The 14287-nt window shown below is 40.3% G+C and carries 14 protein-coding genes and 2 riboswitches; of the genes, 5 read left to right on the top strand and 9 right to left on the bottom strand.

Features of this window, described 5'->3' with window-relative positions; translation table 11 throughout:
- Positions 1-8 precede the first annotated feature (8 nt).
- From NST66_RS04890 to NST66_RS04875, 4 genes are all read right to left on the bottom strand, one after another.
- Positions 9-647 carry a methylthioribulose 1-phosphate dehydratase gene (locus NST66_RS04890; RefSeq protein WP_028414166.1) on the bottom strand — a complete coding sequence of 213 codons (639 nt, stop codon included), beginning with the start codon at positions 645-647 and terminating at the stop codon, positions 9-11.
- Positions 644-1309: a 2-hydroxy-3-keto-5-methylthiopentenyl-1-phosphate phosphatase gene (locus tag NST66_RS04885; RefSeq protein WP_033578372.1), complete on the bottom strand. Its 666-nt coding sequence runs from the start codon at positions 1307-1309 to the stop codon at positions 644-646. Before NST66_RS04885 ends, NST66_RS04890 begins: the two co-directional genes overlap by 4 nt.
- Positions 1306-2550: a 2,3-diketo-5-methylthiopentyl-1-phosphate enolase gene (gene mtnW / locus NST66_RS04880; RefSeq protein WP_033578371.1), complete on the bottom strand. Its 1245-nt coding sequence runs from the start codon at positions 2548-2550 to the stop codon at positions 1306-1308. The genes NST66_RS04885 and mtnW overlap by 4 nt, the downstream gene beginning before the upstream one ends.
- An 81-nt stretch (positions 2551-2631) precedes the next feature.
- A riboswitch (SAM riboswitch) is annotated at positions 2632-2738 on the bottom strand.
- A 130-nt stretch (positions 2739-2868) separates the two neighbouring features.
- Positions 2869-4041, bottom strand: a complete 1173-nt coding sequence (locus tag NST66_RS04875; protein ID WP_028414169.1) for a pyridoxal phosphate-dependent aminotransferase — start codon at positions 4039-4041, stop codon at positions 2869-2871.
- Positions 4042-4153: 112 nt separating this feature from the next.
- Between NST66_RS04875 and NST66_RS04870 the strand changes: the two genes are divergently transcribed.
- From NST66_RS04870 to NST66_RS04850, 5 genes are all read left to right on the top strand, one after another.
- Complete coding sequence (locus NST66_RS04870) at positions 4154-4936, top strand: carbon-nitrogen family hydrolase (protein ID WP_340843174.1); 783 nt, start codon at positions 4154-4156, stop codon at positions 4934-4936.
- A 91-nt stretch (positions 4937-5027) separates the two neighbouring features.
- Positions 5028-5179, top strand: a riboswitch (SAM riboswitch).
- 135 nt (positions 5180-5314) lie between these two features.
- Positions 5315-6487, top strand: coding sequence for an S-methyl-5-thioribose kinase (gene mtnK / locus NST66_RS04865; RefSeq protein ID WP_028414171.1), 1173 nt, complete (start codon positions 5315-5317; stop codon positions 6485-6487).
- 35 nt (positions 6488-6522) lie between these two features.
- Entirely contained in the window at positions 6523-7581 is a 1059-nt protein-coding gene (gene mtnA, locus NST66_RS04860; protein WP_033578368.1) for an S-methyl-5-thioribose-1-phosphate isomerase, read from the top strand.
- A gap of 124 nt (positions 7582-7705) precedes the next feature.
- A complete protein-coding gene (locus NST66_RS04855; protein WP_154991552.1) occupies positions 7706-7945 on the top strand; it encodes a hypothetical protein in 240 nt (79 codons plus the stop codon).
- Positions 7946-8019: 74 nt separating this feature from the next.
- Positions 8020-8184: a hypothetical protein gene (locus NST66_RS04850; RefSeq protein WP_014461081.1), complete on the top strand. Its 165-nt coding sequence runs from the start codon at positions 8020-8022 to the stop codon at positions 8182-8184.
- On the opposite strand, the gene NST66_RS04845 is transcribed toward NST66_RS04850, so the two are convergent.
- The 5 genes from NST66_RS04845 to NST66_RS04825 all read right to left on the bottom strand — a co-directional run bounded on the left by NST66_RS04845 (position 8185) and on the right by NST66_RS04825 (position 14017).
- Positions 8185-8688, bottom strand: coding sequence for a methylated-DNA--[protein]-cysteine S-methyltransferase (locus tag NST66_RS04845; protein WP_028414173.1), 504 nt, complete (start codon positions 8686-8688; stop codon positions 8185-8187). It lies immediately after the preceding gene.
- Positions 8689-8707: 19 nt separating this feature from the next.
- A complete protein-coding gene (locus NST66_RS04840) occupies positions 8708-10864 on the bottom strand; it encodes a PAS domain S-box protein (RefSeq protein WP_340843173.1) in 2157 nt (718 codons plus the stop codon).
- A gap of 285 nt (positions 10865-11149) precedes the next feature.
- Positions 11150-11863, bottom strand: a complete 714-nt coding sequence (locus tag NST66_RS04835; protein ID WP_034264005.1) for a LutC/YkgG family protein — start codon at positions 11861-11863, stop codon at positions 11150-11152.
- Positions 11841-13280, bottom strand: a complete 1440-nt coding sequence (locus NST66_RS04830; RefSeq protein WP_014461085.1) for a LutB/LldF family L-lactate oxidation iron-sulfur protein — start codon at positions 13278-13280, stop codon at positions 11841-11843. Before NST66_RS04830 ends, NST66_RS04835 begins: the two co-directional genes overlap by 23 nt.
- A gap of 17 nt (positions 13281-13297) precedes the next feature.
- Positions 13298-14017 carry a (Fe-S)-binding protein gene (locus NST66_RS04825; RefSeq protein ID WP_028414177.1) on the bottom strand — a complete coding sequence of 240 codons (720 nt, stop codon included), beginning with the start codon at positions 14015-14017 and terminating at the stop codon, positions 13298-13300.
- Positions 14018-14287: the final 270 nt, after the last annotated feature.

Genomic DNA, 14287 nt, shown 5'->3' with positions numbered 1-14287 from the left:
TCCTCCTTTTATAAATGCACCTTTGGCTTAATGCCTTTAAGTGATAGTAATTTCACATGGTAGCTAAATAGAAATTCATAGGCTTCTAGCGCTTTTTTTGTTTCAAACGCATTTTTGCCCCATACCGTAATTCCGTGGTTACGAATTAAAATCGCGCCTTGATCGCCTTTTATATGATGAGAAAATTCTTCTGCTAGTGTCGGAATATCCGCGTAATTCGGAATAATCGGAACAGTAATTTCCGCATCTTCCTCCCAAATACCCAGTGCCTTAATAATTTCTTGGCCTTTGAATGAAATAAACCCTTCATCTCCGTACAGTTCAGAGATCACGTTGTTGTCGATTGTATGTACATGAAGGCTGCACCCAGCATTCGTTGACTCGTAAATCTTAACGTGTAAAAGCGTTTCAGCAGAAGGCTTTAAATGCGTTTCTTCTGCAGGCTTCCCGTATTGATCAACTAACAAAAAGTCTTCATTTGTGCGTTTTCTTTTATCTTTTCCACTTGCTGATACAAAGAAAGTTGTCGGATTTTGATCCACTTTAATCGCTAAGTTTCCGCTTGTACCGAAGAACCAATCGCGCTCTGCCAACTCATCTTTTATATCTGCAAGCTCGTGTAATCTTTGCTGAGCCATAATACTCATGCTTTCACCTCTTCTGTTAATTCTTGTAAATGGTGAATCACATCATAAAAAGTAGAAAAAGGACGATACGGTAGAGATAGCTCTTCGCATTTTTTAATTAAAAAGTCACGCGCAATGACAGTGTCAGCTAATTTGGCAGCCTGCAAATCTGTAATTGAATCGCCAATAACAACCGTATGATCTCTTTCATCTGCAAGATGGCGAATAATCGTTGGCTTACAGCAGCCGCAGTCATTTGTACACTGTTTATCACATGTATGAGGCCACGTAATGGAAATATGCTCACCGGAAAAATCAGATCCGTTGCAGTAGAGCATTTCTTCTGCAATTCGATTTCCCAAAAGCGGTTTTACAAAAAAGTCAATTCCTCCGCTTACAATATAAAGCGGAATATGATGCTCTTTTGTATAGGCAATAAAATCATCAAATCCATCTCGAATAGCAGACGTCTCTAAAATATAAGAAATAATATCTTCCTTTAATTCCACGGGAAGCAAGGCAAACATTTGCCCTACTCCTTCTTGAATGGAGACGCGCTGTGCTAGCACGTCGTCTTTAATACTTTCCCACTCCGGAGGAGCAAATTGTTTCATAATAGCAATAATGTTATCGCTATTTGTGATTGTTCCATCAAAGTCACAAAAGATTTTTAACGATGTCATGCTTTCACCTCTACTGTTCCCCATAGTTGCAAAGCTTTTTGCAACTCTTTTGATTCTTCCGCTTTTTCGGCTAGTGTTTGATGAGAGAGTACTCCATCTATCGCCGCACGGAATGCTTTTCCTCCTCCGATAGCGCCGTCTGGATGACCGTGAACTCCGCCTCCTGCATTAATAATGCTGTCGATTCCAAAGTCCTTCACAAGCTGCGGTACCATCCCAGGATGAATTCCTGCTGAAGGAACCGGGAAAGTCTGCTTATATTTGTACACAGGACGCGTTAATTCGTAGGCAATGCCTGTCGTATCTTCAAGAGAAAGCGCTACGCTTCCGTATGGTGATGGAAACAGTGAGAAATCTGCTCCGGCTAAGCGCAATAGTTTTCCAAGCAGTAATGAATTTGAAAAACCGTAAAACTCTGATGGCGTAAGCGCTCCGCTAACAGCTGGGTGTGCCATAATCGGCAAGTTAATTTCATCATCTTCTCGAAGTGCCTGCAGTACGTCTAACCCGTAAGCAAATACGTTGAATAAAAGAGCATCGGCTCCTAGCTCAGCTGCTTTTCTCGCTTTTTCTTTTAATTCAAACGTTCGTCCCGTTAAATTAACAGCATACAGCGTGCGGTGTCCCGTTTTTTCGTATACGTCATTCAGTACTTTTTTTCCTTCTGTAACGCGAGTTTCAAAAGGTGTTCGTTCACTATCAAACAAAATCTCGTCGTCTTTAACCAAATCCACTCCGCCAAGCGCTTGCTCACGCAGCTGAGTTGTTAAGTACGTCATGTCTCTTCCAATCACGCCTTTAAAAATACTCATCACAAGCGGACGGTCATAAACGCCTAGTTTCTCTCGTATACCTTCTATTCCAAAGCGCGGTCCTGGGAATTCAGCTAATAATTCATCAGGAAAATCCAAGTCTAATAATTTCACTTTTCCATCAAGTGATAGTTTTCCGAAAACCGTAACTAAAATAGCCGGTAAATCTCTTGAAAAGTTGGCAGTAGGATAAGCAATTTTGACAATAGCCTGCTTAACCTCTCCGCCTAAATATCCGTTAACACGTTCGCAGTCTTGAAGCTCAGTTACGGATACGACGCGCCCTTTATGCTTTTGAAGCTGCTGTTGATCTAAAAGCGGCAGATCTGTCCATGAGCCGACGGTTAGTCCTAAAGCGATTCCTTCCGCTTTTTTATGAAAATTTCCTTTATTGTCATGTAGTAAGTAGCTTGCAACGATTTCACTCATTATGCTAAAAACTCCCTTGCTGTTTAATATCGTTAATAAAAAAAAACCTCTTCTGTGATTAAGAAGAGGCTTTCGTTGCTCTTCTTATCTCTCAGCTGCTGCTGCAAGAATTAGCACCGTGCTTAACATGCGTTAAGTCGGTTGCCGGGCTTCATCGGGCTAGTCCCTCCACCTACTCTTAATAAGAAAGTTGCTATTTATTTAAATTGAATTCGTAGATTATATACTAAATAAAAAATACCGCTAGGATTTATCGGTTATTAATCTCGTTAACTTCTTACATATTAAGCCAACTCAAAAAGGATTGTCAATGCGTTTTTAAAATAAATTTAATTTTTTTATTCGAGATACAGCTTCTCTCATGCGCTCTTCATCCGTCAGCAGTCCTACGCGCACATAGCCTTCACCATATGTTCCGAAGCCTACTCCAGGTGCCACTACAACGTGGGCTTTTTCAAGAAGTAAATCTGAAAATTGTTCAGAAGTATATCCTTTAGGAACTTTTAGCCATGCAAAAAAGGAGCCCGCTGGAGATGTAACGTCCCAACCAATTTCTTGAAGCCCTTGAATAAAGGTATTGCGTCTAGATTCATAGCGCTTAACTAAATCATTCACACATTGTTGAGATTCTAACAGAGCTGCCGCTGCTGCCTCTTGAACCGCCCCAAAGAGGCTGACATACATATGATCTTGAAGAAGATTAATAGCTTCTACTACACTTTCATTTCCTACAGCAAATCCAACTCGCCATCCCGCCATGTTATACGTTTTAGAAAGAGTATAAATTTCAATTCCCGTCTCTTTTGCACCAGGAGTCTGTAAAAAGCTGATTGGCTTTTTACCATCAAATCCAATGGCTCCGTAGGCAAAGTCGTGTACCACACAAATATCGTGCTTGGCAGCAAACGCCACGGTGTCTTCAAAAAATTCTGCCGTTGCCACTGCACCGGTAGGATTATTCGGATAGTTTAAAAACATGAGCTTTGCCTGTTCTTTAGCACGTTCACCTATCTCTTCGTATACGGGCAGAAAATGATTTTCAGCCGTGAGCGGCATCACTTCCATCTTTGCTTTTGCAAGCTCTACTCCAGACCAGTAATCAGGATATCCAGGATCCGGAACCAGCACCGTATCTCCAGGGTTTAATAAGCACTGCGGGATTTCAACAAGTCCACCCTTCCCGCCAAACAAAATAGCTACTTCTTTTTCAGGATCCACATCAACGCCATATTCTCGTTTATAAAAAGTCGCAACGGCCTCTTTCAAAAACTGGTGCCCCCGAAATGGAGAATATTTATGATGCATAGGATTAGCACTTGCTTTTTGGAGTGTTTCTACAATATGTGAAGGAGTAGGCTGATCAGGATTTCCCTGCCCTAAGTTAATAACGTCGTGCCCTTGGGCCATTACTTTTCCTACCTTGCCTACAAGTGATGCAAAAAATTGTTTTGGTAAACTTTTTAATAGTTCCGATTGCTCAAATTGTTTCATCATCGCACACCTTCTCAAAAAATTCTTGAAATTCTAGTCACAAATAATATATTGTAATACTCAACTTGTAAAGTCATTTTTTTCAACTACTAAAAAAAGGACGGATGATAAAGTGAGTGTAAAAATCACGTGTTTGCAGCTTGATATTGCGTTTGGAAACCCAACTAAAAACCGAAAATATATTCAACAAAAAATGACGGAAGCTCTAAAAGAAAACCCTGACATCCTTGTGCTTCCTGAGCTATGGGATACAGCTTATGATTTGACGCGGCTAGATGAAATTGCCGATGATGAAGGACAGCAGGCCAAGCAATTAATCTCTCAATTTGCTAAAACGAACGAAGTAAATATTGTGGCAGGTTCGATCGCGAAAAAAACAGAGCAAGGCGTCACAAATACGATGTATATTTTCGACCGAAAAGGTCGTGAAGTGTCACAATACAGTAAGCTGCACTTATTTAAATTAATGGATGAGCACCTCTATCTAGAAGCAGGAACAGCAAAAAATCTTTTTACACTTGAACAGTCTTTATGCGCAGGAGTTATTTGTTACGATATTCGTTTTCCAGAATGGATTCGCGTGCATACTAGCAGCGGAGCAGAAGTCTTATTTGTTGTTGCTCAGTGGCCGGCTCCAAGACTTGCCCATTGGAAAGCACTGCTCATTAGCCGCGCAATCGAAAATCAATGCTATGTAATCGCGTGTAATCGTGTAGGCCAAGATCCTAATAACACATTTGCCGGACATTCCTTAGTCATCGATCCGTGGGGAGAAATAATCACTGAAGCTGGCGATAGCGAAGAACTTTTAAGTGCCGACGTTAACCTGGAACTTGTAAAAGAAATTCGTAAACAAATTCCTGTCTTTACAGATCGCCGCACAGAATTTTATTAATTATGTATTGACAGCCGTTTTTTTGCATGATACGATTTTCACCAGATAACATAAAATTTTCAAACAAATCAAAATTGAATAAGTAATCGTACTCTTATCAAGAGTTGGCTGAGGGATTTGGCCCTGTGAAGCCCAGCAACCGACCGTCATTCCATCCTAAGATGGATCACACCCGTAAAACATGTTTTTACAAAGGCACGGTGCTAATTCCAACAGAAAGTAATTCTTTCTGGCAGATAAGAGGTTTGAACACTACAATCAAGCCTCTTTCCAACGAAAGAGGCTTTTATATTTTCTAAAATTATAAAAGCCTCCATACATTCTTAAACCTATTAACTTAGTAAACAAATCAGTTTAATAAACTATGGAGGGATTCTAATGTCAACAACAAAAACAGAGAAGTATCAGCCTTTAACAGAAATTTCAGCAATCAAACTTGTGAAAAAGCTAGGTCTCTTTGATGCCACAGAAGCACTGACTGCCCGTGAAATCGGTGATGGCAACTTAAATCTCGTCTTTCACATCATAAATGATCAAACGAATAAATCCATTATCGTCAAACAAGCACTTCCCTATGCAAAAGTTGTAGGCGAGAGCTGGCCTCTATCCTTGAACCGTGCCACGATTGAAAGCAATGCGCTCAAGCAATTCGGTGCATTTACCCCTGAACTCGTACCAGCTGTGTATTACCACGATGAAACGCTTGCTGTTACGGTCATGGAAGATCTGTCTCATTTAACGATTTCCCGCGCCGGACTTATTCAAGGAGAAAGTTATCCCCTGCTTTCACAGCATATCGGTTCTTTTCTAGGACATATTGCGTTCAAAACGTCGGATTTTGCCTTAAAGCCTCAGGATAAAAAAGAAGAAGTCGTCAAGTACAGCAATCCGGACTTATGCAATATTACGGAAGATTTAGTTTTTACAGATCCTTTTTTTGATATCGATACAAATGAATTTGAAGAAGCGCTGCGTCCTGATGTAGAAGAATTGTGGAACGATGGAGATGTAAAGTTACAAGCAGCAAAATTAAAATATAAATTTTTAACAAATGCCCAAACGCTAATTCACGGTGATTTACATACAGGAAGCATATTTGCTAGCAGTCAAGAAACGAAAGTGATTGATCCAGAGTTTGCTTTTTACGGTCCGTTTGGATTCGATTTAGGCCAATTTGTTGCAAATTTATTTTTAAATGCTCTTTCTCGAAAAACAGATCGCGAACCGTTATTTGCACACATTACGAACACATGGAACGTATTTAAAGATACCTTTACTGCGCTTTGGCATTCTGAAAACACTGAACCTTTCGCTAAAGATGAGCGCTTGTTACATGAAATTTTAACGCAAACGTGGCAAGATGCTGTTGGATATGCAGGGTGTGAAATCATTCGACGTACGATTGGCTTAGCTCACGTGGCGGACTTAGACGAAATTTCTTCAGAGGAAAGAAAAATTAACGCTAAACGTACTGCGTTAAAAATTGGACGCTATTTACTTCTGCACCAACAAGACGTTTCACCAAATGAATTTGAACATTTACTTCGATAACGAATAATGTACACAATGAAAGGATCGGTATCAGCATGACAAATACACTATCACTTCCGCGCTCAGTGGAATGGAATGAATCATATATTACTTTATTAGATCAGCAGCAGCTTCCTGGCAAAGTTGAATATATTAAGCTGCAAACCATTAAAGACGTATGGGATGCTATCACTACCTTGAAAGTACGCGGAGCCCCTGCAATTGGCATTACGGCGGCTTTTGGTCTTGCTCTTTCTGCGCTTAGCTATGACACGGATTCAGTCAAGGAATTTAACAAAAAGCTAGCTCTAGATCAACAGTATTTAGCTAGTTCACGCCCGACTGCCGTCAATTTATTTTGGGCATTGGACCGCGTAGCGAAAAGCGCTGAATCCGCTTCGTCCGTTAATGAAGCTAAAACAAAAGTTGTTCATGAAGCGATTCAAATTCAAGTAGAAGATGAAGAAACGTGCTACCGAATTGGAGATCATGCCCTTTCTTTATTTAAAAAGAAAGATAAAATCATGACAATATGTAATGCTGGTTCAATTGCTACAGCTTATTATGGAACAGCATTAGCACCTTTTCACTTGTCTAAGCAGCGCGATATTCCGCTTGAAGTATTTGCTTGTGAAACAAGACCCGTTCTTCAAGGTTCTCGCTTAACAGCATGGGAACTTCAGCAGTCGGGAGTAGACGTTACGCTGATTACGGATAATATGGCTGCTCATACCATTAAAACAAAAGGAATTAATGGGATCATTGTAGGTGCTGACCGCATTGCATCAAATGGCGATACGGCTAACAAAATTGGAACGTATGGACTTGCTCTTTTAGCGAAAGCATTCGGTATTCCATTTTACGTAGCAGCGCCGCAGTCCACATTTGATTTATCTATTCAAGACGGAAGCAGCATCCCTATTGAAGAACGTTCACCTAAAGAAGTAACGCACATTGGAGATACGCAAATTGCTCCAGACGGAATCTCTGTGTACAATCCAGCTTTTGATGTGACGCCAAGCGAACTGATTACGGCCATTATTACAGAGCATGGAGTTATCCATTCCCCGTCTTTTGAATCCATTCAAAAAGTTTTGCTGCAATCTGCTCAATAACAAGAGGCTGGGACAAAAGTATTTTAGCCCCACTGCAAAACGAACCACTAATCAACATGTTGATTAGTGGTTCGTTTTTTTGTGATGGTAAATATCGTTTTATCTGTTTCGTTCCCTCTAGCAGTTGATTGGAGGGCAAGGTGAAGACTCCTGCGGGAAAAACGGAAGGGGTGAGACCCCGCAGGAGCGCAAGCGACGAGGAGGCTCAGCGGCCGCCCGCGGAAAGCGAAGTCTTGCACGGAAATCAACTGCGGTGTCACAAGCGGTTCAGTTCATCTATACGAGTTGTTCATCTTTAGATGACATTGATTTTGTTATGTCTCAACCTTTTTTATTAAACAGCGCTTTTTGGCTGCATTTGTAACACAATTGTAACAGTACTCTCTGCTTTTTCTACATATATTATAGGGGATTCTTTTTGAATAAGGAGGAGTAAAAATGAGTGCAGAGCAAAAAACGGATAAAAACAAAGCGTTAAATCGCAAGCAGCAATATCAGCTATTCGATTTATCCAAAGATGAAGAACTAAATTCCCTCCCTTCTCCTCAGCAAATTGACGGTGTTTTTGTGCAGGGAGAAGGCTGGAAATTAGACGGTGAATAGTTATTTTAACTCCAGAGCGCCTTTTGCTACATTTCTTTCAAGCATTAATAGTTTTTCTTTTATATGAGTTTGGGAACCTGCATAACCTGTTAAAGCTCCATTTTTACCAATAACACGGTGACAAGGTAAAATAATAGGCAGTGGATTTCGACGATTCGCTTGTCCCACAGCCCTTACGGCTTTAGAGCGATTAACAGACTCCGCTACATCACTATAAGACCACGTTTGTCCATAAGGTATACCTTTAAGCGTTAACCACACTTCTTTTTGAAAGTCTGTTCCTTTTATATCCAAAGGCACATCAAATGTTAGCGTGCGCCCTTCAGCATAATCCTGAAGCTGCCGCTTCGCTTCTTTCACAAGGTGATAATTCTCGTCATGGACAAGTTTTTTAAGCTGCTCGTTGTGATCATCGCTATCAAACCAAATATGTTGAACCCCTTTTTCCGAGGCTACAATATAAATTTTCAAATCAGAAAATAAGTTCATTTCTCCATAGTACATACTCGCTTATCCTTTCTAATTAGGCTGGAAGAATAACACGGAAAGCCGTTCCTTCTCCTATTTTGCTTTCCACTTCAATTCGCCCTTTATGTTCTTCGATAATTTTATATGAGACCATCAAACCAAGCCCCGTTCCTTTTTCTTTTGTCGTATAAAATGGTTCCCCTAAGCGCTTGATGCGCTCTTCGGGCATTCCGTCTCCTTGATCTCGAATGGAGACCGTCACGTAGTGCGGCTCTGTAGAATAGACTTCAACAAAAATTCTTCCCCCGTTTGACGTGACTTCAATTGCGTTTTTAATTACATTTATTAGTACTTGTTTAATTTGGTTCGGCTCGCAGTATACCATTGGCAGCTGAGGGGACACACTTAGTTCAAACTGAATATTTTCTAAAAGCGCTTGAGCATTTAATAAATCAATCGTTTCTTTAACAACCGCAGCTAGATTTTTCTTTTCGAACTTTACGGCCTGTGGCTTAGCGAGTACTAGAAACTCTGTAATAATAGTTTCGATTCTTTTTAATTCGGATTTAATAATATCAAAATAAAGAGAGTGATCTTCTTGAATGCTGCTTTCTAGCAGCTGAACAAACCCTTTTAAAGCCGTCATCGGATTGCGGATTTCATGCGCAATCCCAGCTGCTAACTGTCCGACTACTTGAAGCGTATCCGATTTCCGAATCTGCTCCTGCATTTGATTTCGTTCCGTTACGTCTCTTAAAAGCGTCATATATAGACCTGGCAAGATATCTTTTTTCGTAGAGAATTCGATGTTTTTAACTTTTTCGTTCCCCGTAACGTACGTAATCTCTCCTTCAGCTTCCCCTTTTTGCTCAATTGTTTCTTTATGCTCAATGACCGCATCTAAATTCGCTGAAGAAATAAAATCCTCCATGGAATGCGCACAAATCTCCTCTTTGCTGAGTTCGAGAATATCACAAAGAGAAGAATTCACATCAATAATATTTCGCTTGCCGTCCCATAAAACTAACCCATCGATCGAACCATTAAAAATCTGTCTGAATTTCTCTTCGTTATTCCGAAGCTCTTGTTCGATTTTTGTACGTTCACTAATGTTTCGAAAAATGGTTAAATGGTCTCCTTCTATAATGCCTTTTTTCCCTGTGAATTCCAACTGTTTGATTTCTCCATTTGGCATGTAAAAAGGAAGCTGATTGCGAATTTCTCCTTCTTTTTGAAATGTTTGCAGCATTTTTAATGCACTAAAGCTTTGCTTATCGATAAACGTATACAAATTACTTCCAATCAATTTGTTCAACGGCAGCTCGAATGTACGGGACGAAGCAAGATTAGCGTTTAAAATTTCCCCATCGTCTTTCCAAATCAAAATGGCTTCAATCGCATTTTCAAAAATAGCCCTGAAATTTTTTTCGCTTCTCAACAGCTGCTGCTCCATCAGCCGTTTTTCCGTCACGTCTCTCATAATGGACATATAGTATTGACTGTATATATTAGCCGTTGTGGTAAATTCAAAAAAAGTAACGTCTCCATTTTCGAGCTTAATCGGCAGCTCGCCGCTTGTCTTTCCTTCTTGATGCAGAGTTCTCCATAATTTTTTCACTTTATAATGATAAGTAGGTTCTACAAGCTCCTCTAACGTTTTAGTTAAAAGCTGTGCTCTTGTATAATTTAATCGCTCGCAAAATGAAGGGTTCGCGTCGATAAGCTGACCAGTTCGATCAAAAATAACAATTCCATCTACCGCTTCATTAAATACATCCATAAACATATGATGACTAATAAACCTTTCATTTTCCATCATCTTGTGCTGCGTAATATCTCGAAATGTACACACAATAATGCCCGACATGTGACTATGTTTGTGTGAAGTAAATTCAACATGTTTCATCATGCCGCTTTGAAGCGTCATCGCGCCTTCATATTTGAAATAGCTTTCTTCTAAAAGCGCTGGATAGTACGCTTCAATCATGTCATACGGAAAATATATGAGAAAATCTTTCATTTGATACGTTAATAGCTCATCCTTTGTTTTTTCAAACAGCCCGCAGGCTGATTCATTGGCATTTATAACTTGAAAATACTCATCAAATACGACAATGGCATCTAATACGTCATTAAAAATAGCTCGTAGCTGCTCTAATTCACCTTGCTGCTTTTGCGCAGCTTCAGATGTTAATTCTCTGTGTGGTGACATGCTCATTGCTCCTTTCTTTTGCACTTCCCATTTCCCCACCTTTTATCTATAGACTTAGTATTCTACAAGATTTGCTTTTTACCTTTTTAAAATTAGTCACGTTTATTCAAAATGCGACATTTCTTCACATTCTCCCGTTATTTAAAAAAGGAGCATGAATAACAGAGGCTGGGACATAACAAAATGAAACCTATGCTCAACATAACAAAGAAAACGAACCGTGAATCAACATGTTTGATTCACGGTTCGTTTTTCACTTCGGCTAAAATACGTTTTCCCCAGCCTCTATCGATCATTCACTACAATATAAGTGGCTTGAATAGGTCCATGCACGCCAACGACTAGATTCATTTCAATATCAGCTGAATTGCTCGGTCCCGTAATAAAGTTAATGCAAGAAGCAATCGTTTCTCCTCGCTCTACTTTTTCATGAATCATTTCAGCAGCTTGTGTCATGCGAGGGACAATGGAACTTTGAGGAATGATCGCAATATAAGTGGCCGGCAGCAAACTGACCGATCGTCCTTTTGCAGCGCTGCTGAACAAAACAACTGTGCCGGATTCCGCTAGAGTCAAATCACTGAATGTGATGCCTACATTTGCTTGTTCAGCTAGTTTAATATTCTCATCGCCTTTTACCGAATTCCATACGTGAAGGCTACTGCTTGTTTCCCATTTCTCCATCAGCAGATTCAATCCATATTCGGAAAACCTAGGATCATCCCACGTGCAGACAAGACCATTTCCATAGTTCGCTACGGCTTCTTCAAGCGCAGCTGGCAAGTGTTGTGATGATGTTTCTACATAGCGAGTATGAATACGTTCGCAATGGTTTTCAAGCTCTTTCTTTAGTTGATCCGGCGAATAGCTGCGGTAGACCTCATGCTGAGGAGCATGCTTCCATTGTGGCTTTACTACGCCGCTTGTTCGCCTGCTTCGCTTAAGATTAGCTGCAATATTATCTAAAAAACTGTCTCTATTTTGAATGCTTCCGTTCATCATCATCACTCCTTTTATCAAACCAATCTCGTAAGCGCTCTTTTGTAGGCGCCGGAAACTCTCTGCTTTCTGTCCACGCTTTTAATGGACCAGGTCCTTTTGAAATACTGCTTCCTGACATAAAAGGAGTAAGAGCCGCCGGTGCCACTTTAGCGCCCACTGTATATAAAGAAGAAGAAGCGGCTCCCAAGCCAAATGCTTTCATCGCCAGCTTTTCTGAAATAGGTGCTTTCCCTTCTTTTTCGACAATTCGCTGACGGTGCTTGTGTAATAGCTCATGCAGCGGAATTTTGACCGGACAGGCATCCGTACAGGCTGCGCATAGAGTTGAAGCATATGGAAGCTCTTTGTAATCTTCATAGCCTCCAAGCAAAGGGGATAATACAGCTCCAATCGGACCTGAATAAATAGATCCATATGAATGCCCTCCAATATGGCGATACACGGGACATACATTCACACATGCCGCACAGCGAATACACTGTAAAACAGATTGAAACTCAGTTCCTAAAATCGCAGATCGTCCGTTATCTACAATCACTAGGTGAAATTCTTCCGGTCCGTCTACTTCTCCTGGAAGTCTAGGTCCTGTAAGCGCTGTTACGTAACTTGTAAGCCGCTGACCTACTGCACTTCTAGTTAACAGGCTTACCAACACTTCAAACTCTTCAAACGTTGGCACAATTCTTTCCATTCCCATAACCGTAATTTGCGTTTTAGGAAGGGCAGTTGTTAACCTTGCATTTCCTTCATTGGTTACAAGTGAAATAGACCCAGATTCTGCAATCGCAAAATTACATCCCGTGATGCCAATATCAGCTGATAAAAATTCTTTTCGCAGCATTTCCCGGGCGTGAAGAGCTAGTTCTTCAGGTTTTTCTGTTTTTTTATAAGAAAGCTTTTGTTGAAATACATCTCTAATTTGTTCTTTATTTTTATGAAGTGCAGGAGCTACGATATGAGAAGGCGGATCGTGATCATCTACTTGCAGGATATATTCTCCTAAATCCGTTTCAATAACTTCACAGCCCAGTTCTTCTAAAGCAGCGTTCATATGAATTTCTTCTGTAACCATTGACTTGGATTTAACGACTTTCTTTGCCTGCTTTTGCCTCGCTACATTTTTTATGTACTCATTCGCTTCTTCAGCTGTTTGAGCGAAAAAAACGTGGCCTCCGCGTTTAGCTACATTATCCGTGAGCTGCTCTAAATAGTAATCTAAATTTTCAAGCGTATGCTGACGAATTTCTTCGCCAAGCGCTCTCCATTCTTCCCAGTTCCCTAACTCTTCCGCCGCATCTAATCTACGGCTTCTTAAGCGCTCTTGAGCACCTGAAACCGCAAAGCGCATAAACGCATTATTGACTCCGTCATCGACGCGTTTTTTAAACTGATCGTTTCCTATTTTCATAGACATTCGGTATTCTCCTTTCTTTACATTCTGCTATTTAACACTTCAGCGATATGCATCACTTTTACAGGCTGTCCTTTTCGTTCAATTCTTCCTCCAATATTCATAAGACAGCCGCAGTCAGCTCCAATTAAGTACTCCGCGTTTGTTTTAGCTATACAGCCCACTTTTTCATCGACCATTTGTTCAGAGATTTGCCCCATCTTAACCGAAAACGTCCCGCCAAATCCGCAGCAGTTATGACTGTTTTCAAGATTCTCCATTTCAAGACCCTTTACATTGTTTAATAGTGTAAAAGGTTCTTTTTTTACGTTTAGCAAACGCGTCATATGACAGGAAGAATGATAAGTGGCTTTCCCATTTAAGCTGGCTCCCACGTCTTCTACTTTTAAAACGTTTACAATAAAATCCGTTAGCTCATACGTTTTATCAGCAAGCTTCACGGCAGACTCATGCCATGCAGCATCACCTTTAAAAAGATGGGGATACTCTTTAAACATTGTCACACACGAGCCTGATGGAGATACAACGTACTCTGCATGCTCAAACGCTTTTATCATGTTTTTCATTGCTTCTTTTGATTCTTTTACGTAACCGCTGTTATACGCAGGCTGCCCGCAGCATACTTGACTCTTTGGAAAATCCACTTCGCATCCTAATCGTTCTAACAATTCTACCGTCGCTTTTCCTACATTTGTTTGAAACATATCAATCAAACATGTGGCAAATAAAGATACTTTCATCATTTGCTCCCTCCAAGCTGATCATTTTACTTCTTTTAGTTAACAGGTCATCAGATGACTTAATGCTATTATACTCCTATGTTTTTCTAATTTCACTAGTTTTTCAAAAATACATTTCTTTGTTTGAGATTTTTCCCACAAAATAATAAGAAATTGAGACACGTGAAACCTACGTTTGCCCTATTATTAAAAAAATCCGAACGGTTTTGATTCTCCATCAAGAATCAAAACCGTTCGGATCTTCCTTCAACTAAACTACGTTTGTCTCAG

Source organism: Priestia sp. FSL W8-0524 (assembly GCF_038005965.1).
GTDB classification, from domain to species: Bacteria; Bacillota; Bacilli; order Bacillales; family Bacillaceae_H; genus Priestia; species Priestia zanthoxyli.
The sequence above is the reverse complement of the archived record's forward strand: the minus strand, read 5'-3'. Positions and strand labels throughout refer to the sequence as shown.

Coding starts and splice junctions, on each gene's coding strand:
- NST66_RS04845 (WP_028414173.1), bottom strand. CDS start 8,688: ATGTACTATGGAGAAATGAACTTATTTTCTGATTTGAAAATTTATATT.
- NST66_RS04875 (WP_028414169.1), bottom strand. CDS start 4,041: ATGAAACAATTTGAGCAATCGGAACTATTAAAAAGTTTACCAAAACAA.
- NST66_RS04885 (WP_033578372.1), bottom strand. CDS start 1,309: ATGACATCGTTAAAAATCTTTTGTGACTTTGATGGAACAATCACAAAT.
- NST66_RS04825 (WP_028414177.1), bottom strand. CDS start 14,017: ATGAAAGTATCTTTATTTGCCACATGTTTGATTGATATGTTTCAAACA.
- NST66_RS04830 (WP_014461085.1), bottom strand. CDS start 13,280: ATGTCTATGAAAATAGGAAACGATCAGTTTAAAAAACGCGTCGATGAC.
- mtnW (WP_033578371.1), bottom strand. CDS start 2,550: ATGAGTGAAATCGTTGCAAGCTACTTACTACATGACAATAAAGGAAAT.
- NST66_RS04840 (WP_340843173.1), bottom strand. CDS start 10,864: ATGTCACCACACAGAGAATTAACATCTGAAGCTGCGCAAAAGCAGCAA.
- mtnA (WP_033578368.1), top strand. CDS start 6,523: ATGACAAATACACTATCACTTCCGCGCTCAGTGGAATGGAATGAATCA.
- NST66_RS04850 (WP_014461081.1), top strand. CDS start 8,020: ATGAGTGCAGAGCAAAAAACGGATAAAAACAAAGCGTTAAATCGCAAG.
- NST66_RS04890 (WP_028414166.1), bottom strand. CDS start 647: ATGAGTATTATGGCTCAGCAAAGATTACACGAGCTTGCAGATATAAAA.
- mtnK (WP_028414171.1), top strand. CDS start 5,315: ATGTCAACAACAAAAACAGAGAAGTATCAGCCTTTAACAGAAATTTCA.
- NST66_RS04835 (WP_034264005.1), bottom strand. CDS start 11,863: ATGAACGGAAGCATTCAAAATAGAGACAGTTTTTTAGATAATATTGCA.